A 23,833-nucleotide genomic window follows, 5' to 3' on the forward strand; every position below is an offset into this window, starting at 1 on the left:
AGTTTTTAATTTTACAAAATCAGTCGGCGTGTGCAGTAGGATTATTTTCTCATTGCGTCAATCTGGCCTGTCACAATCCATTCGAGTAGTTCGTGTGCTGTCGGATTAAGATCTGGTTTGTTATGCATCAGGTTACTAACCCAGATGAAATTAATTTGGTTTAGCAGCGGCTTGTTTTGTTCGTCGCCACTTCTAACTTTGTTACGCAGATCTTCTGGAATTGTATTCCACCACTCCGCAAAGGTTCTTGCCATTTTTTGCTATTTTATTTGCCAAGGAACGATAGAATTGGCATTGCGTCCCATTGATACAGATAGTAATCAAGCACGTTTGAACAGATCTTGTCATAGTTGTCGTAAATTGAGTTTGCCTCTTCGTCTGTAGCCTCAAATATCGCTATTCCCGTCTTGTTGTCGCTTAATGCGCCTGACCACATTATTCGTCCTTGTGACTGCCAAGCGTCAATCAAATTACTTATTTGGGGTCGCACTCTTTCTATATCCTGCTCAGTTGTAGATTCTTTTAGTATGCTTACAAGAATCCATGGTTTTCTTTGAGAAATTAATTCTGTTTGACTCATAATACAAAGAACAAGGCAGAGAGAATTAAGAATAATGCTGATTTCAGTCTGTTGTTCTTTAGTTTTGTACTAGTCTGATGAAATTACACTCTGCAATGTTAAACATTTTTAATAATTACAAATATGCAACCTATTTTGATCTTGCAGTAGACAGCATCGCAATCAAGGTCAAAGAGAGTCACCAGTACGAAAATGTACAGATAATCGTCCAACCAAATCGGGAAAATTGCTATTGGCAGATTTTGATCACTGGACTGGTGACTACTCTTTTACTTAGAGCGAAAAAATATCTCTGACATCAATATCGCAGAACAGTTTCTTGTTAAAATATCAGTCTTGAGTTGCACCGCATTCTGTACAAAACTTGGCAGACAGTGAAATTTTAGAGCCACAGTCTGAGCAAAATTTTGTGTCAGAGCCAGCTACCTTGTTTACATTTCCATACATACTTGTGTTTCTGACAGCGCCTGTTGGCTCATACTTGTCATCGTCGATTATGTTTACTGGTGCAAAGTCTTTTTCCTCAACATACGCCATGATTCTTGGAATGGTGTTGTCTTTGTTCTTTGGATCAGGGATGATATCTGCAAGCCAAAAGGAGTACCTCATAAGCGTGAGTTCAGGCGTGGAAAAGGCAAGTGTGTGAGCAGACATGTAGTCTTCTGCTGCTGCCTTTCCGTTGAAAACCTGCATGAGAAGAATGATCCATATTAGATGTATATTGTTTACTGGAGTTTTGATGGCAATTTGATTTGACTTTGCCTGATAATGTACCGACAGAAATGCACTCTCAAAAACTTACTTTTTGATTAGTTTTGAACCCTTGATTTTGGTTATCGCTATAACCACGCCCAGAATGGATGTCATTGCAATCAAGGCGCCAAATGGAAACTCTGGAACGATTTTTGCAACATCGTTCATCTTGACAAGTATTGCGTCAACCTGCGCGTCTACTTCGGAGGTAGGTGCGCCATTTTTAATCATGTCTCGTAGTTCTTCGCGCATCATAAGTTCAATCTCATCTTTTAGCTCAGGGTTTTGCTGAGCAATTGGCGACTCTAAAAATTCATAGTTATCCAAATATGCCTTTGTAGCAAGGCTCAGTGCCTCATCTGCGTTTCCAGCAGCGTACTCTTCTTTTGTCTCTTTCAACAGGGATCTTATGTTTTCAACATAATCTAAAAGATCGGTATCATCGCTTTCAACGCCCATAACTTCGTCAAGCTCGTGGATTACCCCGTCTGCAAAAACTGCAATGTTTGCCGGGTCTGCTCTGGAATCATATCCAGCCCACAGGTCACCGTAGAATTCTTCAATCTCTTCTGCCTCATGTTCTGGTAATTCTGATTTTATTTCGTCAAAGATTTGCTGGGAGCGCCAGACAAATGCGGAGCCGTCTTGGAATTCTGCCATCATGCTTATCTCGCCGTCTGTTATTGCTTCCTCGTATTCTCCTTTGGAGGTCTCTAGTAATCCCTGCATTAGTTTCATCTTGAAATTCGTATCATGACTAAGTTCGTCTCCGACTATTGCGGTTCTTGCAATTTCGACTACTTCTTTTGCCTCATCGATTGCATCCTGAGCGTCTTGACGGGTCACACCTTGGCCTGTCTTTTTGCCAAGATCCATGAGAATCTGGTTTACTTGAGAATCTAAATCAGGGCTACTTTCTTGTAGTACTGGTTTCATTATGTCGTACAATTCGGCAATTGGATGAGTCGCATGCACTAGTGCTAGTTCTGCATTGTCGTCATCCAAGTTCTGCTCGATTGCCCAGAAATGGCCAAGGGTCTCCTCGAGTGAGCCTGCAAATGCGAGTCTTTCATCATAATCAGTATCTGCAAACGCAATAGAAGTAGAAGATGCAATTACAACAAGTGCAAAAATAGCAAGCAGTGATTTCAACAGAATGAGTAAATTTTGACATACGCTTTAAACCGATGCATGATTCCACACTCTTAAAACAAAATCCCATAACGAATTGTTTTGTGGGAATACACGATTAAGATTTTCATGAAATACGAAAAACCTGAATAAAACACTTCGCGCTAGGTTTTGGTTCCGCACTTGGTGCAGAACTTTGCACCTGCTCTAAGATCTGCGCCACATGACCTGCATCCAGTTTGTGAAGATCGTGGCATCATTGAAGGATCTGGTGAAGGCAGCGTACCTGGTGAGGAAAACGCCTCGCCTGCAGAAACAATCGACGGCGGTCGTCCTGGTGTCTGAGCTGGCATGACTGGCACTCGCCCCATGCCGGGCATCATTCCGCCCCCCATGCCGGGCATCAATCCCGGGGACTGGGTTGTACCAAGGTTTCCTGCGCCAACTTTGTCTATTGCCTTTTTCATCTCAAAGAGCACTTTTACTGCCAAAAATTCTAGCGCAGAATATGCGACGATATAGTCGCCCATCTTTTCAAAAAATTCCTTATCAGATAGTTTTCCATGCTTGTACATTGTGTTTGCATCCAAAAATGACTCGTAGTATCCTTGAGAGTCCTTAAACAAATTATCTAATTTTTCTGCTAAAAGGTTTAGTGTATCTACTTCACCAAGCGACATATCACAAATTTGCTAGACGCTTATTAATTACTTTAGGATAAAAAGAAGATTTAGGTTTTAGAGAGTGCTCTGTCAATCATTCCCTTGTAGGATTCCTTTGATGCCGCGCCAACCTGTTGAGCCAAGACCTGACCCTTGTGCATAAGCATTAGGGTTGGAATGCTAAAGATGTTGTATTTTGCGGCCAGCTCATTTGCCTCATCGACGTTTACTTTGACAAAGTTTACCTTGCCTTCGTAATCTTTGGCAAGCTCTTCTACTACAGGGCCTACCATTCTGCACGGACCGCACCATTCTGCCCAGAAATCTACGAATACCGGGTTTGGAGAATCCACGACTTGTGTTTGCCAGTCCTTTGCATTTGTTATGTGTGCTAAAGCCATCTTAATCAAAATCGTTCTAGTCAAACGTATCTAAATATGTTAAGGCGTAGTTCTGGGCAGATCAACATATACTTAAATGTCCTCTGGCTATTTTTCAAAATATGAGCTCAGAGCTGCGTTTGAAAAAGCTTAGAGGTTCAGGCGGATTTGTCATGGCCCAGGTTTCAGACGATCAGCAAAGAAAGGGCAACTTGGGAGGACCTGACTTGTTTTTAGCCCCAATTGGAAGATTGGATCAGGAAAAAATTTCAAAATATTACTGTAATACGTGTGAGAAGGATTACGAGGGAAGTCCAAAAATCGAATATGAGAGCCCAAATGAAGAAGTCGCGCAAAATTTGATCCTGTTGGAGCGAGGACAGTACATGTGCATCACTTGCGGCTCCACCATAGCAGAATACAGGGAATTCCAAAAACAAAACCAGCAGGCAGATGTAGGTCTTGCAAAGCCGATTTCCCAATCAATTGATCAGCCTACTGTTTCTGAATCAACCATTCAGCCACTTGCCCAGTCAGAAACCCAAACGTTTTCCTCGCCATCAGATCCACAGAACTCGTTTAGCTCAATAGTCGGGATGTCAGTCTATGACTCTGATGCAAAAAAGGTAGGAGTAGCAAAACAAGTTGGAGTGAATTCATCGCACCAAGTAGTCTTGATTGTGACAAAAAACAACGGTTCTGATGAGACCATCGAATGGGGCAAGATCAAAAAAATTGGCGAGATAATCCTGTTGGGAGACGGAACCCAGTCCGGAGCAGATTCAGGACTCAGATGCGCTGGGTGTAGTTTTGAAAATAAGGCAGGCTCCAAGTTTTGCGAGAGTTGCGGAAGCAAGCTTTAGCATGGCTTCAAGCTCAACGGTAAAGACAATCGTAAAGGACGTTATCATAGTTGCAGTGGGAGTTGCCGCAATCTGGTTTGGACTCCAGCTAGCGTTCGGAACGCAGAATCCGTTCTATGTCGTATCTAGCGGAAGCATGATTCCAGTCTTAGAAGTGTATGACGTATTGGTAGTCCAAGGTCATGTGCCGTTTGCAGACATCCAAGTAGGCGACATAATCGTGTTCAACAGGCCAAGCGGTCATGACAGGGTAATTGTCCACCGTGTCGCAGATATTTTGGACGATAATCCAAAGACGATTCGAACAAAGGGCGATGCAAACCCCAGCTCTATTCCTGGAACCGACTACCCGCTCACAGAAGAGGAGTACATCGGCAAAGTCGTCTACGTCGTACCGCAAATAGGATACCTAACAAGGATTCTGACGCCCCCAATCAACTACATCATAATTGCGGTAATAGTCGGCATAATGATTGTAAAGCAGTATTATGGAAAGGGCAAGAAGGAATCACCCAAATTTGAAACTACCCAAGCAGAATCTGCCACGGTGGAAGAATTTACAAAATCGCCAGATACAGAATACAATGATTCTGCCTTGGATTTGCCAAAAGAGGATCTCGTAAAATCACCAGATACAGAACGCGTTGATCCCACAATGGATTCAAGCCACGACGGCAAGGACCAAAACGAGAGTAAAACCTAAAGGCATATCTCTCCGAAACAGAGTCATAAAACATTAAAGCATACGGAAGACCCTTAAACATTCTCAATTATGACCACGGCAAAAAAAGCGCTGGCGCTTCACAGGAGACTAAAAGGCAAGATAACAATTGAAAGTAAAATTCGCAACCTGAAGCAGGACGATATCAAGATAATTTACACGCCCGGCGTAGCTTTTGTTTGCGAGGCAATTTACAAAAAGCCTTCTGAAAAATACAACCTTACTTCAAAGGGCAACAACGTTGCAATAGTAACCGATGGAACGAGGATTCTCGGCTTGGGAAACATCGGCCCTTATGCCGCCCTTCCAGTCATGGAGGGAAAGGCAGTGCTGTACAAAGAATTTGGCAACGTGAATGCATTTCCCATTTGTCTTAACACTACAGACAGGGATCAAATCACAAGTACGATTAAAGCAATTGAGCCAGTCTTTGGCGCGATAAATCTCGAAGACATTGAATCCCCAAAGGCGCTAGAGATTTCTGCCGAGCTTGAAAAAACACTTTCGATTCCTGTGTTTCATGACGATAGACATGGGACTGCAGTTGTAGCACTAGCAGCTCTGTTTAATTCATTAAAGCTTGTAAGAAAACCGCTGTCATCTAGAATCATACTGGCAGGTGCAGGGTCAGCAGGTTATGGAATCTGCAAGCTTCTAAGATTTGCAGGATGCCGGAATTTGGTTGTGGTGGACTCGGAAGGCGCTATTTACAAAGGACGGACAAGGCGCATGAACAAGTACAAAAAAGAGATTGCTGAAATTACAAATCCAAAGAGACAGAAAGGAACACTGGAGAACATCATAAAAAACGCCGACGTTTTCATCGGGGTTTCCGGAATCAAGGGACTTCTTTTGCCCAAGATGATACAAAGCATGAACAGGGATCCGATAATCTTTGCACTCACAAACCCTGATCCAGAAATAGACCCAAAAGTTGCAAAGAAATCAGGGGCAAGAATCATCGCTACTGGCAGTTACATGTATGAAAACAAGATCAACAACGCGCTCGTGTTTCCATACCTGATGAGAGTCATCTTGGATAGAAGGATAAGAAAAATCACCCTTGCCTTGCTGCACGCTGCTGCAAAAGCAGTAGCAGGTACGGTTCCCAGCACACAACTTGCCTACAACCACATAATGCCTGAAATCGGCAATAGGCAAATACAAAATAACATCAGCAGAGCATTAAGGAAATTCAAATAATCCAAGTTCTTACGTGTCTTGACAATAAACAGTACAGAAATGCGCAGTAAATTAGAAAACAGAATTATTTTTGTGGAATCTTGAATACCCGTTTAAAGTAGTCAGAGTTCTCTGGTGTTTCGTCTGCGTTTTCTTTGACGTTTGCAAGGCTCTTTGCTAGATTTTTCTTGTACCCAAGCTGCATTTGTCGCGCAATCTGAATTCTTTGGGCCTGGGGTGAACCTGCGCCGTGCATTGACTCAGTCAGATATCCCACTGCGTTTCGTCCAAGTGTCATGTTTTCAATTAATCGCAAAATACGTACTCTGTTCTCAACATCTATTCCCTTTCTTCCGGCAAGATACTTTTTGAGTAGCGGTCCTGCCACAGGATGCCTAAAGTCCTGCTCAGAAGGCATTGTGACAACAAGCCCGCCAGCTATATCCTGTGCAAGTCTAGAGATTTCGTATGGGAATCTAGTGACGTTGTGCTTGCATACGTTTGCAAGCATGTCATCGTTTAGCCACACGCCTGATTTCATTTCTTGCGCTTGATATGAAGAGGCAATTCCTGCAGCGTAGATGGATTCGTTTAGATGAGTCATCTCGACAAGCTTGTCTCTAATATGGGAAACATCTGGGATGCCATTATAATCAGAAATTGCAGCTGATGCACCAATTAATACATCGCCAAGTCCAGTCTTGCAAACGTAGCTTCTCCTGTGATAGCAGGTGAATCGCTCAACTAGCATTGCCGCGAATTCGTACTCGCCGTCCATGAAAATTTTATCATTTGGAATGAAAACGTCATCAAGGATCATCAAAGCCTCCTGTCCTGCAAATTTCGAGTTTCCTGCATCGATGTCTCCTTCTTCCATGCTTCTTGTGTCACATGACTGGCGGCCATAGATGTAGGTGATTCCCGGAGCGTCTGCCGGAATTGCTCCAACTATGGCATAGTCCTTGTCTTTTTCTGTCAGTCTCATGGTAGGCATTACGATTATCCAATGTGAATTGATGCAGCCAGTCTGGTGCGCCTTTGCGCCCTTGACATATACGCCATCTTTGGTTCTTTTTGTTATTCTAAGAAACAGATCAGGATCTGCCTGCTCGTGCGGAGCCTTGCCTCTATCTCCTTTGACATCAGTCATTGCTCCACCTATGACAAAGTTTTCTTCCTGCATCTGTTTGATAAATTCTAGTAACTTTTTGTGATAACTGGTATGGTGTTTTTCATCTATTTCAAACGTGGTTGAGTGAAGTGAATTCAGCGCATCCATTCCCACACACCTCTGGAAGCAGGTTCCTGTAAGCTGGCCTAGTTTTCTTTGCATCTTGTTTTGCAAAACCAAGTCCTGTGCAGATTCTGCAATATGTAAAAATCGATTCACGTGCTTTCCTGAAATCTTTGACATTGGAGATGCCAGTTGTTCCTCCCTTGCTGCCAGGTCGTATGTTTCGGCAACCGCGTTAATTGAAGGACGAATCATTGGATGATCCACCGGATCCTTTACTAGTTCTCCAAAAAGATAGACTGTAAGTTTTCTGCCCCTTAAGCTTTGGATATACTCCTGCCCAGTTCTTATTGGCATATTCACCCTTGCTCGAACTGTTATAAATATTCAGTATTTTTCGGCGAGATCACAGATAAAATGGGTTAATTTGAGAACATTAGGATAAACTAATTTTGGATTTGTACCTAAAGCAGTTTGTGGTGTGATCATTTGTGATTCCAACTGCCTGCATAAACGCATAACAAATTGTCGAACCAACAAAGTTGAATCCTCTTTTCTTGAGGTCCTTGCTGATTTTATCAGACAAGACTGTGGATGGAGGAATGTTATGTAATTTTTTGTAGTTGTTTTTAATTGGCTTGTTGTTGACAAAACCCCAAATGTACGCATCAAAGGAACCGAATTCCTTTTGGATTGCAATAAATTGTTTTGCGTTGTTTATAGCAGACTGAATTTTCAGCCTGTTTCTGATGATTCCTTCATCATGGAGCAATCTGCTTACATCCTTTTGTGTGTATTTTGAAACCTTGAGCGGGTTAAAATTGGAAAATGCCTTGCGATACGTTTGTCTTCTTTTTAGTACGGTAGACCATGACAGTCCTGCCTGGGCCCCCTCAAGTATTAGCATCTCAAAGAGTCTTTGATCATCGTGCACTGGAATGCCCCATTCGTTGTCATGGTACTGAATCATCAGATCGTCCTTAGCCCACTCGCATCGTTCCATGTTACGAAAACTAACCAAATTAGTAATTTATAGAAACGCCTGTTATCAGGTAAATTTTTCCGAACGGATCACTTTGGCATCTCCGACATACAGAATTATTGCAAAATCAGAGAACATGGTTCTCATTATCTCTTCTACGATACTTTCAAGCTTATCGTTGCTCAAGAGTACTTCGATTTTTACATTCTTGTCAGTTATTCCTTTGCCATGCAGGTTTTTTGATCCGCTGCCTTCTACTTCATAAAAAGTATATCCAGAAACTTGGTGCTTGTCAAGAATATCAAAGATGTTTCTTTGTGCAAGAACCTCACATGTTATTGTAAGTAGTTTGATTTCGTATAACTTCATACATATCTCCAAGAATTTGCGTGAATAAGCTTATCGATTCTACAAATTATGCAGGTATGAAGAGAGGGTAAGCATGATAGGCAACATTACAATTATGTTGTATGGGAATGTTATGCCAAGTGCAGACGTAATGTACAAGCTTGGCTTTGCCTGAGGGATAGCTGTTCTAAGAACTGCAGGAGCTGCAATAAACGAGGCACTGGCAAGCAGCAATCCGAACATAACAGAACCACCTACGCTTAATCCAAGAAAAGTAGACACGGCAACGCCAATGACTCCGTTTATTGTTGGAATAATAATTGAGAATCCCACCAGAAACGGGCCAACGTTTCTGATATCATCTAGTCTTTTTCCAGCGATTATTCCCATCTCTATTAGAAATATCACTATGGCCCCGGCAAAAAGATCCTCAAAGACTAGTTTTATTGGTTGAAATCCCTCCTTCCCAATGGCGTAACCAATCATTATGCTACCAAGTAAAATCACAATTGCTTTTCCGGTGATAGATTCGCGTAAAACATGATAGAATGATCTGTTTTGTTTTATGCTAGCTTCAAGCTCGGCATACGCGGTAGGATCATTTTGATCGTCTTTGGAGTATTTTTGTAATGTTTGCTTTTTCTTTTGCACCATCTTTGATACTGCCATATTGGTAAGAAATATTGCCAAAACAAAGCTTACCGGCTCCAATACTGCCAATATGGCAGCAAGAAATCCTTCTGATGTCACTCCCTGATTTTTTAAAAACGATAGTCCTACTGAGAAGGTTACCGCCCCTACTGCCCCATATGTGGACGCCAGTGCATAAGAGTCAAAAATGTTGAATTTGCCAAGCTTACGCAATATTTGATAGTGATTCAGAGTCATGATTAGAGACAGGGCTATTGCCACAAACATTGGGATGAGCATGCTTTCAAATCCAGTTGTTCTCATCTCTATTCCGCCGTGAAGCCCTATGGCAGCTAGCAGGTATATTGGCAGAAATTCAGATATTGCTTCTGGAATTTTTAGATCAGACTTGATTCTTGCAGCCACAATTCCAAGAATAAAGAACAGTACGACTGGCGTTAGAAGATTAGATTGGATTAGCTCAATTATACCCATTTTTGATCAGCCCAAAATTAACAACGAATAACTAATGCAGTAATTGCAGACATCGCATTTGTAATAGACAGATTATTTTTTGTTTGCATAGGTACAATGTTTTTGAGTTTTCGTTATTGATATAAAGATAAGCGTTTCAATTTTTTGCAAGTTTCTTGTACAATACACCAACGATTCCGGCACTCACGAATGGGGCGGTCCAATACAGCCACAAATCGCCCAACGACCAAGAAAGCAAGGCCGGAGCTAAGGAACGTGCAGGATTCATCGATGCACCAGAGATAAAAGACAAAAAGAAAATGTCAAGGCCAACCATGCCCCCAATCGCAAGACCTGATACACCATACAATCCCTTCGTGTGAATCACAATCAAGATGACTGACAGTAGAAGAGCGGTAGCAAAAATCTCAACGCCAAAAATTACTGGCAGTGCATAGGAGTAGTTAGGAGTATTTGCGCCAAGATTTGCGTCTGTGCCAATCAAAAATTTTACAAACAAGCTTGCCAAGAACGCTCCAATGATTTCAGCTGAAAGATAAATGAATAGTTGATTTTTAGGCATGTGTCTTGTGATTAGAAATGTGATTGTTGTTGCAGGATTAAAGTGAGCCATCGAGACTTTTCCAACTGCATATACCATCAAAGAAACCGCAACAAACGGCGCAAAAGCCTCAAACCAAAGTCCGATTTTCCCCCCATATTGCGCATTGATTACGACAGAGCCAGTTGCAAGTACAACTACTACAAAAGTTCCAGCAAGTTCGGCAAAAAATCTCTTCTGATTTGAAGAAAGTTTCATTCCAGTGCTTTGCAAAGATCAATCACCTTTTTTTCGATTAAATCGCGAATTTTTCGCACCTCGTCAAGTGGCTTTCCCTTTGGATCTGGAATCCCCCAGTCCAAGACATTTTGAACAAATATCGCTGGACATGATTCTTTGTCCATGCAGCCCATGTTCACTATTCTAGCTGACTGCTTAATCATAGAATCAGAGATCACCTTTGACTGATGATTAGAAATGTCAATTCCGATTTCGCTCATTACCGCGATGGCAAGCGGGTTTACCGTGTCAACGGGCCTTGTTCCCGCACTTTGCGGCTCGTATCCAACAGGCGCGTATTTCCGGAAAAATCCTTCTGCCATCTGGCTCCTACCAGCATTTTCTACGCATACAAAGAGGACTTTTTTCTGCATTTTGCTCGTGAAGTTACTCTTTTATTGCTTTGATAACAAGGCTTGTAATTTTTCTGGCGTTATCCTCCATGTAGATCCGCTCATCTAATACGCTGATGTTTTTGAATCCTGCCTTGTTTATTGCGTCAAGATAATTTTCTTTTGTTAGTGCGCCGTCAATGCAGGCGCACCACTGCTCAGAACTAGTCTCGTGCATTTGCAATTCTTTGTTTGTAATGAGATCAGAGATCACCATCCTGCCTCCCTTTTTCAAAATTCTGTAAATTTCCTTAAACGCCTTGGTTTTGTCTATTGTCAGATTAATCACACAGTTGCTGATTACAGTATCTATAGAATAGTCAGGCAGTGGAATATTATCCTCCACGTCGCCTTTTTTAAATTCGACATTGGTGTATTTTCCATCCGTTGCATTTTTTCTTGCCTTTTCTAGCATTTCGTCAGTCATGTCAATGCCGATTACTCTTCCTGACTTTCCAACCGCGTTCGCTGCCAAAAACGCATCAATGCCTGCGCCGGAACCAATATCGACTACCACTTCGCCCTCCTTGAGGTCGGCCAGTTTTATCGGCGCGCCGCACCCAACTCCAAGAATGGAAGACTTGGGAATTGATTCCAGATCTTTTGCATCATATCCAATCAAGCCGGCAGCTTCGATCGGTGAGGCGTCTGTGCCGCACTCGCCAGGCATGCAGCAGCAACTGGAATTTCCGGATAGCGCTATCTTGCCATATCTTTGCTTTATTTCCTTTTTAATTTCTACAGTCATGCTATGGTTTACTAGGTAAACCATTTAAGTTGTCAAGTACAAATTATTGCAGTTAGTGTAAAATTGGAAACTAAAAGAAAACCAATACCAATCGTACAGGATGCCTGCGGTTTTGAGGGTTATGACGCCTCGTCGCTGATGAGCGAGACTGCCAAGCTTAGGAAAATCATAACAAAACGGGGCACGTTAGAGATCCTAATTCCACTTTGTTGCACTGTGGAGCCGGTAAGATACAAGCAGTTCAGGCAAGCCTTGAAAGGCATTAGCAGCAGAACACTATCCACCAGATTAAAAGAGCTTGAGAAAAGCGGAATCTTGGAAAGACAGTCGTTTAATGAGATTCCTCCGCGAGTCGAATACAGGCTAACTAACAAGGGGCAAGAACTCGTTGAATCCATGATCAATCTTTTACAATGGATGAAGAAATGGTCAAAATCAAAGTAGGATTAACTTTACATGAGTTCTTGAAGTGATTTTGAGTTGTTATTTTATGTCATTCTGATTTCAAATGCTTTGAGGCCTTTTTTGCCTTCTGGAATACTTTGAATCCAGACTTTGATGCCTTTAGCGTCTTGACTAAGCTCACAGATATCTTTGCAAATTTGAACGCGGTAAGAAACGGGATTAATGCAAGCATTGCAATGTCGTGCCAGTGCTTTTTCAAAAACAATTTGTAATTATTGATTTCCCTGTACTTGAAATAAAGATCAACGATCAGCAGGGCAAATATTGCCCAGAGTAGAATGTCAAAATAAATTTCGTATTCGTGCGGAATATCAAACAGTGAGTCAACTAGGAAAAGTGACTGTGGATGAAACGACAAAAACCCGATAAAATACACAGCTGTCATGCCAAGCAGTGAAAAATCAAGGACTTTCCCAAGTGCGGTTCTTTGTCCCATTTCCCTTTCCACGGTTTAAAAAAATTAAAGCATTCCTATGCCGTAGCTAGGAATGCCCCGATTCCCGCGCCCACGCCAATGCCAAGAACAAAGAAAAGAGTATCCCAGGCAAGGACCTTTTTGAATGGAGCGCGAACCTCGTAGTTCCAATGAGTTGACTTTTGAGTTTGTTCCATATTCCATATTTCTCCAGGACGTTCATAGAGTGTAGTAAGCTGGCATTATGATTAATCAGCTAGATTGTTGAATCTAGCTAATATCGCCTGATTTCCAACCAATTATGAAGAAAAATGCGAATTGATTTATGCAGAAAATGCGGCTATGAGATGAAAAAATACGAGCAGGTAGAGTCGTGCCAGAGCTGCGGCAAGGACTTTGAGCAGTTTGTCTGCCTCAAGTGCAGTTTTGTCACAGAGCCACAATACCACATACACCAAGTCAAGCTAGAGGCCATGGCCTTAAGACCATAGGAACTGAAATGATTCAAAAAATTATTCATCGCGTGCAGGCAAAGAACGCCAGTCTCCCAAGACACAGACTTGGATTCTATGGCTTTGTCATTGTTGCATCAGCAGTAGCTGTGATTCTTTCAGTATTCTAGAGCCCTATTCTGATATCAAGTATCTTGCAGCCCTTTCCCTGCTCCATTACAAGTACTGGGTTCATGTCAAGCTCTTTTATTTCCTTAAAGTCAGTCACAAGCGCAGAGAGTTTCTGAATCAGCTCTGAGAGTTTTTTTAGATCAGACGGTTTCTCCCCCCTTACCCCCTCTAGCAGTTTTTTTGTCTTGATCGAGTTTATCATGTCGTCTGCCTCCTTGTTTGTCACTGGTGCCAATCTGAATGTGACATCCTTTAGTACCTCGACATAGATTCCGCCCATCCCAAGCATTATGACTGGGCCAAATCCAGGTTCCAGCTTTGAGCCAATGATCAGTTCTTTGCCGCCCTTTACCATCTCTTGCACCAAGATTCCCTTGATTGTGGCTTTCTGGTTGTATTTCTTGGCGTTTTTAATTATGGTGTTAAACGCATCACGTACGTCCTTTTCATTTGACATACCGACCTTTACTCCCCCCGCATCTGATTTGTGAATTATCTGAGGGGATGCAATTTTCATTACAACCGGAAATCCAATTTTCTTTGCTGCCTTTACTGCCTCGTCTTCTGTTTTTGCAAGTATGCTTTGAGGTAGCGGGAACCCATATGCGCGCAAGACCTCCTGGCCCTCCTCCTCTAGCAGATTTGTTCTTCCTTGTTTTTTGACTGCATCAAAAACCTTCTTTACCTTTACCTTGTCTGCCTTGAATTTTGTAATTGTTCCCTCTGTTGACTGTTGCCAGGCAGTAAATTTCAACATTGCACGCAGTGCACGAATTGCTCCCTCTGCATAGGTATAGTATGGAACATCACCTGCAGCCAAAATCTCCCTATTTTTGATTCCCTCGTCTAGTCCCATTAGGCTGGCAAGCATTGTTTTTTTGTATTTTTTTGACATTTTCACTATGACTTCGGCAAGCTTGTCATAGTCCAGAGTGGCAGACGGCGTGCACATTGCAATGACAGAGCCGACGTTTTTGTGCCCAAGGACGTTTTCTAGTACGTTGTTGAATCGATTGTAGTCAGCATCGCCGACTATGTCGACTGGATTTCTTGAGCTTCCCCACGGCGGTATTACGGCATTTATCTTTGGCCTAATATCCTCAATGCTTGCCATCTTGATTCCCATTTTGGAGCAAGCGTCAGTTGAAATGATTGCAGGCCCTCCTGCGTTTGACACTATGACAAGGTCTCCTTTTGATGGCAGCGGTTGCTTTGAAAACGCAGTAGCATAGTCAAATAGTTCTTCCATGGTATCTACTCGAATTGCTCCAGCCTGGTGCAGCACTGCATCATAAATTTCGTCAGAGCCCATCAGTGCGCCAGTATGTGACATTGCAGCCTTTGCGCCCTCGGGACTACGTCCTGATTTTAATACGAGCACTGGCTTTTTGAGCTTCTTTGTTATCTGTTTGCAAATTTTAAGGAACTCTTGGCCATTCCCCATGTCTTCGAGGTACATTACGATCACCTTGGTCTGCTCGTGCTCGGCAAGTATTTTGAGTACATCGACTTCGCTCATCTCCGCCTTGTTTCCAAGGCTGATTACTGCTGAAAATCCAATGCCCTGCGCGCTTGCATCCTCTACAAGCGCCGCACATATTGCTCCACTTTGGGACACCAGCGCAATTTGCCCCGACTTTGGAGTCACCTTGAGAAACGTAGAGTTCATCATTGTCTTTGGATCAAGGTTCATCACTCCGAGGCAGTTTGGCCCGATTAGCTTGATTCCGTATTTTTTGACAATGTCCTTTAGTTTCTGTTCTAGTTTGCGCCCTTCCTCATTTACTTCCTTAAATCCGGCAGTGATTACAATTACTCCTTTGATCTTTTTCTTACCGCATTCTTCTAGTACTGCAGGAACGATATCGTTTTTTGTGACAACCACCGCAAGGTCGATTGGTTCCTTTACATCAAGCACGGTTTTGAATGCAGGCCTGTCAAATACAGTATCACGTGTAGGGCTGATCGGGAAAATTTTTCCCTTGTAGCCCTTCATGATGTTCGATGTGATTGCGCGTCCTACGCTTCCTTCCTTGTCAGATGCGCCAATTATTGCAATAGATTTTGGTGAAAGAAAAACTGACTCTCCCATATCAGATTTGGCGCATTATTTTCCATAATAAAGCTATTCACGAGGGCATTGATCGCTAGCTTCCAAGCATTTTTCCGGCCAAGTTTTGTGCACGCGGAATCCACACCAGTTTCAGATTTGGGATGGTCTTCATCAGGGCCCAGGATTCTCTTGCAAGATCTCGCAACGGTTCACTGTTTATCGCAAACTCGTGGTTCAGCTGAGATACTGTGTTTTTTGAATCAGAGTAAATAGTGATGTCGTCATTTGACTGGGTAAATTTTTTCAAAACAGAGATAATTCCGAGGTATTCTGCCTGATTGTTTGTTATTCCTTGCTTTTTTTCATAAAACGACTCTCCTGTCTCCTTTACAAAATACCCGTATCCTGAGTTCTCCCCGCCAGAGCCGTCAACGTAAATGCTAAGTGTCATCCTTGTACAACCTTGTAAGCCTGACCCCTAGATTAACGATAGCTAGATAGGCAATCGTAGATATCAAGTGCGTGATTATTGAGGCTGCGTACGGCTCATAGTTAATCGTAAGAAGATAGTACTGCAAGTACCATCGCATGGCCATGTACACTATCTCGCCTGCCCCGACTGATGTGACTATCTTTATGAGATCTTTTTTAAGACGCGGCGAATCAACTTTGCCAAGATCTGTTTTGTATTTTTTCCTGTTATCAACATAGAACAACGTCCCAAATATGGAATAAAAAACAACAAGATCTACCAACAGGGTATAAGTGCTATTTAGATAGTCTTCCTGATCTGCCAAGAGCTGGGCGGCAATTGCAGAAATTGTTACTGCTGCAACAATTGCCAGAAACAAGTTTTTGTTTAGCTTTATGTATTCCCTGTAGCTTTGTTTCATAAGTTGCCCAAAATAATATAACAGATAAACCTAGTCCATCGTAATTTTCAAAAAGATCAGAATTCCTGCCAGCTCCGCTATATGCACTCCAAGCAGATATGGAAATATCTCATGCGAAAACAGCTCGTCCATTGAAAAATACGCGTATGCCCCTATGATGTTGTGTAAAAACAGCATGACTGAAAACACAATCATGCCCAAGGGCATCTGTGCCCTTGTCCTAACGTACATCTTGCCAAACATGGACATCAAAATACCAAGTACTACCATGTTAACAATCGAGACGCCTGACAAAACCGCAGAAGTTGACTCCATTTAGAAAAGACCTCTTCTCATAGCTTATTTACTTTTTTCCAGTTTGCCAGTGATTCTGTTGCCATTCCCAGAATCCGTCTACTTTATTTTGCTATTTTATTCTGGCAAGGAGTGCAGAATAGATAAACGGCAAGATGGTGGTTATTTCTGCATGTATCGTAGTTTGTTTCGCACTCTGGGTAACCTTGCCCCACGAAATTGCTTCTCGGACTAGAGCTCCGCTTAGGCTTCCGTCAAATTCCTGCGCCGTGGTAATGTAGACGGCATAATCAAGGCCATCGCGGTATTGGTTCCACCAAAGAGTGTGGTGTTTTGATATGCCGCCGCCCAACATAAGGGCGCCAGACTTTTTCGCTTTAAAGATAAGCGATGACAGAACCTCGCCATCAGATACGACATTAAGTTTGAAATCGCTGTGTTTTTGGGTAAACATCCAGATCTGGCTGCCTACTGCGCCATCCACTATTCCTGGCACTATCACAGGTATGTCGTTCTTGTATGCCCAATACAAAAATGAGCCCTCCCCTAGATTTTCGCCTATCATTCTTGTAATGTCTGCAGTAGACATTTCCCTTTTGCCTGACTTGTAAGCTGCCTCTAAGAACATCTGCATCTTTTCTTCAATTAATGGCCCATAGCTTTCCATAGGGACAAGCACGTTGCCCAGCCTGTGGATGTTCTTTTCCAAAAGCTTCGCATCGTCTAGAGTAAATGAGCCCTCCAGATAATTTGAAAAATATCTTGCAATATCATGATCTAGCGCGCCACATGTAGTAATAACGACATCAAACATTTTTTTCTTAAGCATGTCAGCAATTATTCCCCGAAGGCCGGTAGACGTAATCGCTCCAACAAACGAAAGAAACTTGATACATTCTTTATCATTTACCATTGTCGAGAGAATTTCAAGGCCTTCTGCAAGATTTCTTGATTCAAAACCGCCTGATGTCGATAGCTGTTCAAATATTCTTTGAATGTCATCGCCGTCTTTTATTGAGATATCTTTTACCGCTCTGCTCTGGTCTTCCATTCTGTTCTAATTTAGCCCGTAGTATAAATTTCTTGAAATTCTACTTTGGCCCTAGAAAGATCTCATGTATCGTCTAGTTCCCGATGCCATCAAAAATTAGTTACTTTGATTTCATTTTGTTAAAATAAGTTTTGGATAGATCCTCGTAGTACTCCCCCAATTTCTTGTACAGTCGTTTTGGTTTTCGTGAGCTTTCAGTACTCAGTGCATACAGACACAAGACCGGAAATGCTATGGTGGCGTCCGCATAAACGACAATGACGTCTTCGTGAGAGTCCTTTACTTTTCCCCAGCTCTTACCCTCTTGCAGTGTAGCGCCAGACAAACCTCCAGTATCTGGCCTTGCATCGGTGATTTGGATAATGTAATTTTGTCCCCCGTGACCAAGGCCTAGGATCTGGTCCAATAACGGGCCAGTCTGCTGCGCAGTATTTTTGGGAACGCCGCCACCTATCTCTATAATTCCTGCCTTTTTCGAATTGTACAGAATTGCCGCCTGTTCTATTATCTCCCTTACAAAGTCCAGCGAAAACGGCTTGTTGGCAAGCCTGAGGGGAGCTAGATCAAGGGCAAGCGAAGAATCTTTCAGTGTTGAAATGTAAAGCGGCACGTCATAGTCATATGCAGAAACAACAAAGCTTCTCTCTGGGCGTTTTGAGTATTCTTTAGAGTATTTTCCCATCCAGTTTGCAAATTCCGCAGTAGTGAACGGTTTTTCAAACAAATCATTTTCAAACATTTTTTGTACGATTGTGTCTTGTTTTTTCAGGGTTTCCTCGCCTTTGATATAGACATCTCTTATTCTGACAATGTCCTTCTGATACAGGATCATGTCATCAACCTCAAAATGCCCTTGTTTTACAGGCAGATTCCATGCGAAGTGATCCTCGTGGTACAGATTGGATCCTGTGGATATTATCCAGTCAACAAACCCTTTTTCAATAAGAGCTTTGAACAGACCTCCAAATCCAACTGGAGTCATGGCACCGGCAATGGTAAGGCAGATTGTCGCATCATCATCAATCATCTTACGGAACAGTTTTGCGGCCTCCCCAAGCTGTCTTGCGTTGTAACCGGAGTTTGCATAAATTTCTACAAGATCATCAATTTTCATGTCTGGGTTTATTTCTATGTGAGGAATATTTTTCCCATGAAAATGGTGATAATCCATATCCCATAGTCAAGATTTTACTATAATATATCTAATGCTGCTAACTATTTTGATAGAATCCGAGTTGTGTTTTTTTCAGAAAGCATTGTAAAAGATATTACGAAAACAATTCACACAGCAACTAATTAGATCCACCAAATGAAACTCTCGAATTTTACTTTGTTGTGTTTGGAAAAGGCTCGATCTCCAGATTACTTGCTTTCCAGTTTGCCAGCAATTTCGTCAAACGACTCCATGTTAGCCTCAAGGAAATTTGAGACAAAGTAGGTGACATTGTATTTTTCCCCAACCTTGGTTACGATGTTGTTTTTCTCAAGAACTCGCACATGGTGCTGAATTGCCTTGTAGTCAAGACCCATTTCCTTTGCAAGCTGGTTTGCATTGAGCGGCGTGTTTTTCAGTATAGAGACGAGCCTTAATCGGTTCAGGCCGCCCCTTGAGCCTGCAAATACGAACCACAAGAGCCGCTTTGCGTAGGGGTCGTTTGCCATTATGAATCAAGTTTTTGTGTGACTAGAAAAAGATGTTGTGACTGCAAAAATAATATAGCAAACTGGCCAAGATACGGTGTACAAAACATGATGCTAAACTATTCCTATCCGCTGTATAGGCCTCCATCTGAGGCAGACTCGCTGATATTTCAGGTGACGCTTGGATGCTCGTTTAACGAGTGTTCGTTTTGCGACATGTACAGATCAAAGGAATATTCGGAAAGACCGTGGGACGAGGTGAAGGCTGAAATCGACATCATGTCAAAGACACTTCCAGAGACTCGCAGAATTTTTCTTGCAGACGGCGATGCGCTAAATCTGCAGACAGACTATATGAAAAACATCGTAAAGTACCTGTATGAAAAATTTCCAAATCTGGAGAGAATATCATGCTATGCTATGCCGATGAACGTTCTCAAAAAAACTCCAGAGGAGCTCAAAACGCTAAGAGATGCGGGTTTGAACATGTTTTATTTGGGAATTGAAAGCGGTTCTGACGTAATTCTAAAAAAAGTAACAAAGGGCGCCACCGCTGCAACCATAATTCGGGCCTGCAAAAAGGCAAAGGACGCAGGCTACATTCTTTCATGCATGATAATTTTGGGACTTGGCGGCAAGACACATTCCAAGGAACACATCAAAGGGACCGCAGAGGTGATAAATGCGTCAGCGCCGCACTATGTTGGCGCGCTAACACTATACTTGGAAAATGGAATCAAGGATGAATTTAAGACAAAGTTTGGAGAGCCGTTCATTCCAGTAAGTGATGCCGAATCGCTAGATGAGCTTGAGGACTTGGTAGGGCAGATTGATGTGAAAAGCGATGTGATTTTCAGGGCAAACCACGGCTCCAATGCATACACCATCAAGGGAACGTTCCCACATGACAAGCAGGAAATGCTTGACAAGATATCGTGGATGAAGCAGCATCCGGAAGTAATGAGGCCCACCGGCCTTAGGGGATTCTAAAATCCAAACAGGTTTTGCACGATGCCAATCTGATACACGATATTTGCGCCCATGATTAGGCTAAAGACACCAGCTACATAACGGAAGATTTTGTTTATTCTTGCAGCCTTTGCCGAAAAAACAAACGGCAGTCCCAAGAGTCCAGAAATCAGCGTCATTCCGATAACAGAGCCGACTCCAAAGATGAGAATGAAGCTTAGAACTGCCTCAACATTTGCAAGTGTTGCTGCAGTCAATACTACCAGGCTACCACTGCCTGCAAGTCCGTGGACGCATCCAATTATGTATGACTTGTGGCCGTGCCTATGATCCGAGTCCTTGTGATCGTGTGCATCGTAATGGATTGTCCCGTCCTGATGCGGGTGCGGGTGCCTGTGAATGAGATGTAATTTTTTGTTCAGTATTGTTGTTACTGCCAAAAATACAAGCATCAGTCCGACAATTAACTCAAGGCTTGAAAATACCTGTTGCTCAATTTTTACTGCCAAAACATACACCAAGAGACCCATCAGGACAAGGGTCGTCGTGTGCCCCGCTCCCCAAAACGCCCCGAGAAGTGACGACCTGGCAGTGCCATTTTTTATAACTTGTTTTAGAGATCTCTGTTGCAATCTGCCTTGCGATACTTGGGTGCCAACTGTTGCCATATGATCAGGCTCAAACGCGTGCTCCAATCCTAAAGAAAGCCCAAGTCCCATAATCAGCAAAGGTGATAGATCTCCGATTTGTCCTAGAATTTCTTCCATGCTTCACAATTGCTGTTTTAAGGTTGTTTAAAAAATTTGTTCGCAGACAGAAATTAGAAAAATTTCTAAAGATTGTCTACCAATTGTTTTAGATTATCGGGAAGATCTGGCAGTTCCGTATGACTAGTGTTGTTTTCCAAAACTTCAGGCCCGATTCTTCTCACTCGCTGTGTCCCAATTAGCGTGTCAATGCTTCGCTGTGCGTCTTTTTCCGACAGGACTGCCTTTAGTTTTTCAACTAATATTGCCTCGTTTTCGTATTTTTGGATTGCGTATTGGACCAAGATCATCTTGTCGTTAAATGTCAAGTCAACCATTTCCCTTTGTTCGTTTTTTGGCCGTAAAAAAGATTTTCAGACACGATTCAGGCAAGCAGCAATCTTGCACCTGTCCAGAATCACAGAATAGTAGATATTACTTGGAAGAAACACACATGTTGCTTGAGTGCAAAGAGCGCAACTGAGTCAAAAGTCGAGGTAATCACTCGAATGTTTCCATCTGACGCCAATCCTGCGGGAAACGTGTTTGGTGGCGAAATTCTAAAGCAAATCGACATTGTTGCGGGAATTGTTGCCCAAAGGCACTGCGGTACAAACGCGGTAACGGCAAGTATAGACAGAGTTGATTTTCTCAAGCCGGTTTTTGTCGGGGATTTGCTAATTCTTAATGCAAGATTAAACTGCATCAAGAACTCGTCAATGGAAATCGAGGTCAAAGTTGAATCAGAGAATTTGAGAAGCGGTTTGAGAACCATGACTGGGACTGCCATGGTGACGTCTGTCGCACTTGATGACGGCGGCAAGCCTACGACGGTTCCAAAACTGTTACTTCAGACTGAGGAGGAGAAGAAAAAATTTGCGGAAGGACTAGCCAGAATGGAGCAGAGATCCAAAGAAAGGCGCAGAGAAAAGGCGCGTTAAATTTCAATCAAAACATTCTGCAACAGGCAAAATATGATCCCCGGGAATACACTGCAATCTTTTGGAAACTGGTTTAATACTCTAAATTGCAAATGTGTGATGTGAATAATTTTAAAATCAGAAAGGCAAGCAAAAAAGACACCAATGAAATTTTAGATCTTCTATACCAGCTACAAAGGCCAAGACCAAAAACCAATGCAGAAAGCCTTGCATTTAGAAAACAAATTCACGGATATCTTGATGAAAAAGACGAGATAATCCTAGTAGCCGAGCAGAGCTCAAAGGTAGTCGGTCTTGTAAGCATGATGTTTCTTCCAAGACTAAATCGCACCAAATTGGAATTATACATTCCAGAGCTCGTCGTATCAGAAGATCACAGAAAGTCAGGAATAGGAAAATCCCTCATAGAGTCATGCATCCACATGGCTAAGAAGAAAAAATGTTTCAGGATCAGACTAGAATCCGGAAATCAGAGAAAGGACGCTCATCTATTTTACGAAAAGATTGGCTTTGAACAGTCGGCACTAAGTTATACCATGATGATTTAGTAGAAATAGAAATTTAGCTGCGTACCGCGTTCTGGATTTTCACAGTATCCGTATACTGTCTGAATCGAATTATTTTTTCATTTTTGATTGTGTATACATGGGCAAATGGGGACACGACTGTTTCCCTTGATTTTTTTGTCACTATTTGATATTGTCCAAGAACGACAATCACCTCTCCCGCATCAAGGAATTCTTCTGGCATCGCATGAAACTCGTGAAAATTTGAAAAAAGATGTCGAAAGTATTTCTCAAAGACCGCTGTTTTGCCGATATAGGTGCAGCCGCAAGGCATGTTGTCCATTACTACCCACTCTATGTTATCAGCGCACAGCTGAAGATAGGTTTGCTTATCTTTGGCCTTGAAGGAACTGTAGAATTTTTTTACTAGATCAACATTTGCAGTCATTTCTCAGTATGACATGCGATAAAGAGAATAATTATTTTTCTATGCAATTATAGAAATTTGCGTTAAGAAAAGAATCCTTGGCTGCAAACGATTATTTTGCCAGCTTGCACTGAAATTCTACAATTTCCAGATTCTTTCCGTCGATTTTCTCTTTTGTGACTTTTGCATGAAAGTTTGGCTGATCTTTTGGCTGCACTTTGGAGTCAGTTTCGGCATGCGCATCAGAAATTGCAAATACGGTCATGGCCAACATCACTGCAAGTATCACGTATGCTTTCATGTGGATAACGAGTCACTTTACCATTAAAACAAGATGGAATTATTTTGAAATCGATGCTTCCAATAAGGAAATTTCTGGACAGATTTAGGCCGGCGTGGTAGAATCACTAGGAATATGGGCATGGCAAGTCCGCATAGATCTATTTTACGATCCAGCAACTTCAAGGTTAGAATTAGACCACAGATCTTAGATTGGAACTTTCTTTTGTGTAGAAACCTTCAAAGCCAGTTTTCAGTTTTGATAATGTTCACTGATTTAATAACTCAGGCACGTGTTTTGATATCATGAGTAAAGAGAACGAGAAAGAAAATGAAAAAATGAAGAAAAAAACAGAACAGGTGGAGATGAAAGAAGAAGGCCATCAGCTTGAGCTCAAAGAAGGTTACGAGCAAGACGAAAACTATGAGGAATCAGAAGAATAGTTTTTTTAAAAGCAGTACACTTTCCATTTCATAATTTTGGATTTACGTAGGAGACCATACCGAACAATAAATGTGATAAAACATGTTGTTTTTATGACATTATGCAAGTTGTAAGATTACACTCGTGTGAATAGCAAGACCGCTGACTTTCATTGTTGATAATCG

The 23,833-nt window shown here is 42.2% G+C and carries 36 protein-coding genes; 10 read left to right on the top strand and 26 right to left on the bottom strand.

Annotated features, from left to right (window positions below; all coding sequences use genetic code 11):
• Positions 1-41 precede the first annotated feature (41 nt).
• The 6 genes from NKMY2_RS00745 to trxA all read right to left on the bottom strand — a co-directional run bounded on the left by NKMY2_RS00745 (position 42) and on the right by trxA (position 3,527).
• Positions 42-254 carry a hypothetical protein gene (locus tag NKMY2_RS00745; protein ID WP_042683654.1) on the bottom strand — a complete coding sequence of 71 codons (213 nt, stop codon included), beginning with the start codon at positions 252-254 and terminating at the stop codon, positions 42-44.
• A gap of 11 nt (positions 255-265) precedes the next feature.
• Positions 266-580 carry a hypothetical protein gene (locus tag NKMY2_RS00750; protein WP_042683655.1) on the bottom strand — a complete coding sequence of 105 codons (315 nt, stop codon included), beginning with the start codon at positions 578-580 and terminating at the stop codon, positions 266-268.
• Between the two features lie 330 nt (positions 581-910).
• Positions 911-1,273, bottom strand: a complete 363-nt coding sequence (locus tag NKMY2_RS00760) for a zinc ribbon domain-containing protein (protein WP_042683657.1) — start codon at positions 1,271-1,273, stop codon at positions 911-913.
• Positions 1,274-1,378: 105 nt separating this feature from the next.
• On the bottom strand, positions 1,379-2,485 hold the full coding sequence (locus tag NKMY2_RS00765) for a PEFG-CTERM sorting domain-containing protein (RefSeq protein ID WP_238549725.1): 1,107 nt from the start codon (positions 2,483-2,485) through the stop codon (positions 1,379-1,381).
• 143 nt (positions 2,486-2,628) lie between these two features.
• Entirely contained in the window at positions 2,629-3,144 is a 516-nt protein-coding gene (locus NKMY2_RS00770) for a zinc ribbon domain-containing protein (RefSeq protein ID WP_042683659.1), read from the bottom strand.
• Between the two features lie 50 nt (positions 3,145-3,194).
• Entirely contained in the window at positions 3,195-3,527 is a 333-nt protein-coding gene (trxA, locus tag NKMY2_RS00775) for a thioredoxin (protein ID WP_042683660.1), read from the bottom strand.
• A 101-nt stretch (positions 3,528-3,628) separates the two neighbouring features.
• Here trxA and NKMY2_RS00780 point away from each other — a divergent pair, with 101 nt between their 5' ends.
• The 3 genes from NKMY2_RS00780 to NKMY2_RS00790 all read left to right on the top strand — a co-directional run bounded on the left by NKMY2_RS00780 (position 3,629) and on the right by NKMY2_RS00790 (position 6,293).
• On the top strand, positions 3,629-4,369 hold the full coding sequence (locus NKMY2_RS00780; RefSeq protein WP_042683661.1) for a PRC-barrel domain-containing protein: 741 nt from the start codon (positions 3,629-3,631) through the stop codon (positions 4,367-4,369).
• 1 nt (position 4,370) lies between these two features.
• Complete coding sequence (locus tag NKMY2_RS00785; RefSeq protein ID WP_042683662.1) at positions 4,371-5,072, top strand: signal peptidase I; 702 nt, start codon at positions 4,371-4,373, stop codon at positions 5,070-5,072.
• Between the two features lie 69 nt (positions 5,073-5,141).
• Positions 5,142-6,293, top strand: coding sequence for an NAD(P)-dependent malic enzyme (locus NKMY2_RS00790; RefSeq protein WP_042683663.1), 1,152 nt, complete (start codon positions 5,142-5,144; stop codon positions 6,291-6,293).
• Positions 6,294-6,357: 64 nt separating this feature from the next.
• Here the strand turns inward: NKMY2_RS00790 and NKMY2_RS00795 are convergent, their stop codons facing one another.
• The 7 genes from NKMY2_RS00795 to arsM form a co-directional block, all read right to left on the bottom strand.
• Positions 6,358-7,863 (bottom strand): 4-hydroxyphenylacetate 3-hydroxylase family protein, encoded by a 1,506-nt coding sequence (locus NKMY2_RS00795; protein ID WP_042683664.1) that lies wholly within the window; start codon positions 7,861-7,863, stop codon positions 6,358-6,360.
• Between the two features lie 79 nt (positions 7,864-7,942).
• Positions 7,943-8,509 (bottom strand): DNA-3-methyladenine glycosylase I, encoded by a 567-nt coding sequence (locus tag NKMY2_RS00800; protein WP_042683665.1) that lies wholly within the window; start codon positions 8,507-8,509, stop codon positions 7,943-7,945.
• A 45-nt stretch (positions 8,510-8,554) separates the two neighbouring features.
• Complete coding sequence (locus NKMY2_RS00805) at positions 8,555-8,857, bottom strand: P-II family nitrogen regulator (RefSeq protein WP_042683666.1); 303 nt, start codon at positions 8,855-8,857, stop codon at positions 8,555-8,557.
• Between the two features lie 39 nt (positions 8,858-8,896).
• Positions 8,897-9,961: a sodium-dependent bicarbonate transport family permease gene (locus NKMY2_RS00810; protein WP_052347425.1), complete on the bottom strand. Its 1,065-nt coding sequence runs from the start codon at positions 9,959-9,961 to the stop codon at positions 8,897-8,899.
• A 136-nt stretch (positions 9,962-10,097) separates the two neighbouring features.
• Entirely contained in the window at positions 10,098-10,760 is a 663-nt protein-coding gene (locus NKMY2_RS00815; RefSeq protein ID WP_042683667.1) for an MIP/aquaporin family protein, read from the bottom strand.
• Positions 10,757-11,104, bottom strand: a complete 348-nt coding sequence (locus tag NKMY2_RS00820) for an arsenate reductase/protein-tyrosine-phosphatase family protein (RefSeq protein WP_042683713.1) — start codon at positions 11,102-11,104, stop codon at positions 10,757-10,759. The genes NKMY2_RS00815 and NKMY2_RS00820 overlap by 4 nt, the downstream gene beginning before the upstream one ends.
• Positions 11,105-11,168: 64 nt before the next feature.
• On the bottom strand, positions 11,169-11,921 hold the full coding sequence (gene arsM, locus NKMY2_RS00825) for an arsenite methyltransferase (protein WP_042683714.1): 753 nt from the start codon (positions 11,919-11,921) through the stop codon (positions 11,169-11,171).
• Between the two features lie 63 nt (positions 11,922-11,984).
• Here arsM and NKMY2_RS00830 point away from each other — a divergent pair, with 63 nt between their 5' ends.
• The gene (locus tag NKMY2_RS00830) at positions 11,985-12,365 is read left to right on the top strand and encodes a winged helix-turn-helix transcriptional regulator (protein WP_042683668.1); all 381 of its coding nucleotides are present in this window, start codon (positions 11,985-11,987) and stop codon (positions 12,363-12,365) included.
• A gap of 49 nt (positions 12,366-12,414) precedes the next feature.
• Here NKMY2_RS00830 and NKMY2_RS00835 read toward each other — a convergent pair whose 3' ends face one another.
• Positions 12,415-12,822 (bottom strand): hypothetical protein, encoded by a 408-nt coding sequence (locus NKMY2_RS00835; protein ID WP_042683715.1) that lies wholly within the window; start codon positions 12,820-12,822, stop codon positions 12,415-12,417.
• 35 nt (positions 12,823-12,857) lie between these two features.
• Positions 12,858-12,998, bottom strand: a complete 141-nt coding sequence (locus NKMY2_RS10680; RefSeq protein WP_157832402.1) for a hypothetical protein — start codon at positions 12,996-12,998, stop codon at positions 12,858-12,860.
• A gap of 114 nt (positions 12,999-13,112) precedes the next feature.
• On the opposite strand from NKMY2_RS10680, the gene NKMY2_RS00840 reads away from it, so the two are divergent.
• On the top strand, positions 13,113-13,292 hold the full coding sequence (locus NKMY2_RS00840; RefSeq protein ID WP_042683669.1) for a hypothetical protein: 180 nt from the start codon (positions 13,113-13,115) through the stop codon (positions 13,290-13,292).
• Between the two features lie 8 nt (positions 13,293-13,300).
• A complete protein-coding gene (locus NKMY2_RS10995) occupies positions 13,301-13,423 on the top strand; it encodes a hypothetical protein (RefSeq protein ID WP_255347478.1) in 123 nt (40 codons plus the stop codon).
• Here the strand turns inward: NKMY2_RS10995 and NKMY2_RS00845 are convergent.
• From NKMY2_RS00845 to NKMY2_RS00875, 7 genes are all read right to left on the bottom strand, one after another.
• Positions 13,420-15,516, bottom strand: a complete 2,097-nt coding sequence (locus NKMY2_RS00845; protein WP_042683670.1) for a 4-hydroxybutyrate--CoA ligase — start codon at positions 15,514-15,516, stop codon at positions 13,420-13,422. The two genes, NKMY2_RS10995 and NKMY2_RS00845, sit on opposite strands and share 4 nt — an antisense overlap.
• Before the next feature lie 55 nt (positions 15,517-15,571).
• Complete coding sequence (locus NKMY2_RS00850; protein ID WP_042683671.1) at positions 15,572-15,928, bottom strand: reverse transcriptase-like protein; 357 nt, start codon at positions 15,926-15,928, stop codon at positions 15,572-15,574.
• A complete protein-coding gene (locus NKMY2_RS00855; protein ID WP_042683672.1) occupies positions 15,918-16,370 on the bottom strand; it encodes a hypothetical protein in 453 nt (150 codons plus the stop codon). Before NKMY2_RS00855 ends, NKMY2_RS00850 begins: the two co-directional genes overlap by 11 nt.
• Positions 16,371-16,400: 30 nt before the next feature.
• Positions 16,401-16,685 carry a DUF8036 family membrane protein gene (locus NKMY2_RS00860; RefSeq protein ID WP_042683673.1) on the bottom strand — a complete coding sequence of 95 codons (285 nt, stop codon included), beginning with the start codon at positions 16,683-16,685 and terminating at the stop codon, positions 16,401-16,403.
• 91 nt (positions 16,686-16,776) lie between these two features.
• The gene (locus NKMY2_RS00865) at positions 16,777-17,715 is read right to left on the bottom strand and encodes a deoxyhypusine synthase (protein WP_042683674.1); all 939 of its coding nucleotides are present in this window, start codon (positions 17,713-17,715) and stop codon (positions 16,777-16,779) included.
• Between the two features lie 100 nt (positions 17,716-17,815).
• Entirely contained in the window at positions 17,816-18,886 is a 1,071-nt protein-coding gene (locus NKMY2_RS00870) for a homospermidine biosynthesis protein (RefSeq protein ID WP_042683675.1), read from the bottom strand.
• Between the two features lie 191 nt (positions 18,887-19,077).
• On the bottom strand, positions 19,078-19,377 hold the full coding sequence (locus NKMY2_RS00875; RefSeq protein WP_042683676.1) for an ArsR/SmtB family transcription factor: 300 nt from the start codon (positions 19,375-19,377) through the stop codon (positions 19,078-19,080).
• Between the two features lie 87 nt (positions 19,378-19,464).
• On the opposite strand from NKMY2_RS00875, the gene NKMY2_RS00880 reads away from it, so the two are divergent.
• The gene (locus NKMY2_RS00880; RefSeq protein ID WP_042683677.1) at positions 19,465-20,346 is read left to right on the top strand and encodes a radical SAM protein; all 882 of its coding nucleotides are present in this window, start codon (positions 19,465-19,467) and stop codon (positions 20,344-20,346) included.
• On the opposite strand, the gene NKMY2_RS00885 is transcribed toward NKMY2_RS00880, so the two are convergent.
• Both NKMY2_RS00885 and NKMY2_RS00890 read right to left on the bottom strand, forming a co-directional pair.
• Positions 20,343-21,092: a sulfite exporter TauE/SafE family protein gene (locus tag NKMY2_RS00885; protein WP_042683678.1), complete on the bottom strand. Its 750-nt coding sequence runs from the start codon at positions 21,090-21,092 to the stop codon at positions 20,343-20,345. The two genes, NKMY2_RS00880 and NKMY2_RS00885, sit on opposite strands and share 4 nt — an antisense overlap.
• Before the next feature lie 65 nt (positions 21,093-21,157).
• Complete coding sequence (locus NKMY2_RS00890) at positions 21,158-21,409, bottom strand: hypothetical protein (protein WP_042683679.1); 252 nt, start codon at positions 21,407-21,409, stop codon at positions 21,158-21,160.
• Positions 21,410-21,532: 123 nt separating this feature from the next.
• Here NKMY2_RS00890 and NKMY2_RS00895 point away from each other — a divergent pair, with 123 nt between their 5' ends.
• Both NKMY2_RS00895 and NKMY2_RS00900 read left to right on the top strand, forming a co-directional pair.
• A complete protein-coding gene (locus tag NKMY2_RS00895) occupies positions 21,533-22,012 on the top strand; it encodes an acyl-CoA thioesterase (RefSeq protein WP_042683680.1) in 480 nt (159 codons plus the stop codon).
• 101 nt (positions 22,013-22,113) lie between these two features.
• Entirely contained in the window at positions 22,114-22,560 is a 447-nt protein-coding gene (locus NKMY2_RS00900; RefSeq protein ID WP_420887339.1) for a GNAT family N-acetyltransferase, read from the top strand.
• A gap of 13 nt (positions 22,561-22,573) precedes the next feature.
• On the opposite strand, the gene NKMY2_RS00905 is transcribed toward NKMY2_RS00900, so the two are convergent.
• Both NKMY2_RS00905 and NKMY2_RS00910 read right to left on the bottom strand, forming a co-directional pair.
• Positions 22,574-22,966 carry a nuclear transport factor 2 family protein gene (locus NKMY2_RS00905; protein ID WP_042683681.1) on the bottom strand — a complete coding sequence of 131 codons (393 nt, stop codon included), beginning with the start codon at positions 22,964-22,966 and terminating at the stop codon, positions 22,574-22,576.
• Between the two features lie 91 nt (positions 22,967-23,057).
• Entirely contained in the window at positions 23,058-23,246 is a 189-nt protein-coding gene (locus NKMY2_RS00910; protein ID WP_042683682.1) for a hypothetical protein, read from the bottom strand.
• Between the two features lie 284 nt (positions 23,247-23,530).
• Between NKMY2_RS00910 and NKMY2_RS10835 the strand changes: the two genes are divergently transcribed.
• Complete coding sequence (locus NKMY2_RS10835) at positions 23,531-23,668, top strand: hypothetical protein (protein ID WP_177316487.1); 138 nt, start codon at positions 23,531-23,533, stop codon at positions 23,666-23,668.
• The last annotated feature ends 165 nt before the right edge of the window (positions 23,669-23,833 follow it).

Source organism: Candidatus Nitrosotenuis chungbukensis (genome assembly GCF_000685395.1).
GTDB lineage: Archaea > Thermoproteota > Nitrososphaeria > Nitrososphaerales > Nitrosopumilaceae > Nitrosotenuis > Nitrosotenuis chungbukensis.

Excerpts from the sequence above, each read along its gene's own strand:
- NKMY2_RS00745 (WP_042683654.1), bottom strand. The coding sequence starts at position 254 with ATGGCAAGAACCTTTGCGGAGTGGTGGAATACAATTCCAGAAGATCTG.
- NKMY2_RS00750 (WP_042683655.1), bottom strand. The coding sequence starts at position 580 with ATGAGTCAAACAGAATTAATTTCTCAAAGAAAACCATGGATTCTTGTA.
- NKMY2_RS00760 (WP_042683657.1), bottom strand. The coding sequence starts at position 1,273 with ATGCAGGTTTTCAACGGAAAGGCAGCAGCAGAAGACTACATGTCTGCT.
- NKMY2_RS00770 (WP_042683659.1), bottom strand. The coding sequence starts at position 3,144 with ATGTCGCTTGGTGAAGTAGATACACTAAACCTTTTAGCAGAAAAATTA.
- trxA (WP_042683660.1), bottom strand. The coding sequence starts at position 3,527 with ATGGCTTTAGCACACATAACAAATGCAAAGGACTGGCAAACACAAGTC.
- NKMY2_RS00780 (WP_042683661.1), top strand. The coding sequence starts at position 3,629 with ATGAGCTCAGAGCTGCGTTTGAAAAAGCTTAGAGGTTCAGGCGGATTT.
- NKMY2_RS00785 (WP_042683662.1), top strand. The coding sequence starts at position 4,371 with ATGGCTTCAAGCTCAACGGTAAAGACAATCGTAAAGGACGTTATCATA.
- NKMY2_RS00790 (WP_042683663.1), top strand. The coding sequence starts at position 5,142 with ATGACCACGGCAAAAAAAGCGCTGGCGCTTCACAGGAGACTAAAAGGC.
- NKMY2_RS00795 (WP_042683664.1), bottom strand. The coding sequence starts at position 7,863 with ATGCCAATAAGAACTGGGCAGGAGTATATCCAAAGCTTAAGGGGCAGA.
- NKMY2_RS00800 (WP_042683665.1), bottom strand. The coding sequence starts at position 8,509 with ATGGAACGATGCGAGTGGGCTAAGGACGATCTGATGATTCAGTACCAT.
- NKMY2_RS00805 (WP_042683666.1), bottom strand. The coding sequence starts at position 8,857 with ATGAAGTTATACGAAATCAAACTACTTACAATAACATGTGAGGTTCTT.
- NKMY2_RS00810 (WP_052347425.1), bottom strand. The coding sequence starts at position 9,961 with ATGGGTATAATTGAGCTAATCCAATCTAATCTTCTAACGCCAGTCGTA.
- NKMY2_RS00815 (WP_042683667.1), bottom strand. The coding sequence starts at position 10,760 with ATGAAACTTTCTTCAAATCAGAAGAGATTTTTTGCCGAACTTGCTGGA.
- NKMY2_RS00820 (WP_042683713.1), bottom strand. The coding sequence starts at position 11,104 with ATGGCAGAAGGATTTTTCCGGAAATACGCGCCTGTTGGATACGAGCCG.
- arsM (WP_042683714.1), bottom strand. The coding sequence starts at position 11,921 with ATGACTGTAGAAATTAAAAAGGAAATAAAGCAAAGATATGGCAAGATA.
- NKMY2_RS00835 (WP_042683715.1), bottom strand. The coding sequence starts at position 12,822 with ATGGGACAAAGAACCGCACTTGGGAAAGTCCTTGATTTTTCACTGCTT.
- NKMY2_RS10680 (WP_157832402.1), bottom strand. The coding sequence starts at position 12,998 with ATGGAACAAACTCAAAAGTCAACTCATTGGAACTACGAGGTTCGCGCT.
- NKMY2_RS00840 (WP_042683669.1), top strand. The coding sequence starts at position 13,113 with ATGCGAATTGATTTATGCAGAAAATGCGGCTATGAGATGAAAAAATAC.
- NKMY2_RS10995 (WP_255347478.1), top strand. The coding sequence starts at position 13,301 with ATGATTCAAAAAATTATTCATCGCGTGCAGGCAAAGAACGCCAGTCTC.
- NKMY2_RS00845 (WP_042683670.1), bottom strand. The coding sequence starts at position 15,516 with ATGGGAGAGTCAGTTTTTCTTTCACCAAAATCTATTGCAATAATTGGC.
- NKMY2_RS00850 (WP_042683671.1), bottom strand. The coding sequence starts at position 15,928 with ATGACACTTAGCATTTACGTTGACGGCTCTGGCGGGGAGAACTCAGGA.
- NKMY2_RS00855 (WP_042683672.1), bottom strand. The coding sequence starts at position 16,370 with ATGAAACAAAGCTACAGGGAATACATAAAGCTAAACAAAAACTTGTTT.
- NKMY2_RS00860 (WP_042683673.1), bottom strand. The coding sequence starts at position 16,685 with ATGGAGTCAACTTCTGCGGTTTTGTCAGGCGTCTCGATTGTTAACATG.
- NKMY2_RS00865 (WP_042683674.1), bottom strand. The coding sequence starts at position 17,715 with ATGGAAGACCAGAGCAGAGCGGTAAAAGATATCTCAATAAAAGACGGC.
- NKMY2_RS00870 (WP_042683675.1), bottom strand. The coding sequence starts at position 18,886 with ATGGATTATCACCATTTTCATGGGAAAAATATTCCTCACATAGAAATA.
- NKMY2_RS00875 (WP_042683676.1), bottom strand. The coding sequence starts at position 19,377 with ATGGCAAACGACCCCTACGCAAAGCGGCTCTTGTGGTTCGTATTTGCA.
- NKMY2_RS00880 (WP_042683677.1), top strand. The coding sequence starts at position 19,465 with ATGATGCTAAACTATTCCTATCCGCTGTATAGGCCTCCATCTGAGGCA.
- NKMY2_RS00885 (WP_042683678.1), bottom strand. The coding sequence starts at position 21,092 with ATGGAAGAAATTCTAGGACAAATCGGAGATCTATCACCTTTGCTGATT.
- NKMY2_RS00890 (WP_042683679.1), bottom strand. The coding sequence starts at position 21,409 with ATGGTTGACTTGACATTTAACGACAAGATGATCTTGGTCCAATACGCA.
- NKMY2_RS00905 (WP_042683681.1), bottom strand. The coding sequence starts at position 22,966 with ATGACTGCAAATGTTGATCTAGTAAAAAAATTCTACAGTTCCTTCAAG.
- NKMY2_RS00910 (WP_042683682.1), bottom strand. The coding sequence starts at position 23,246 with ATGAAAGCATACGTGATACTTGCAGTGATGTTGGCCATGACCGTATTT.
- NKMY2_RS10835 (WP_177316487.1), top strand. The coding sequence starts at position 23,531 with ATGAGTAAAGAGAACGAGAAAGAAAATGAAAAAATGAAGAAAAAAACA.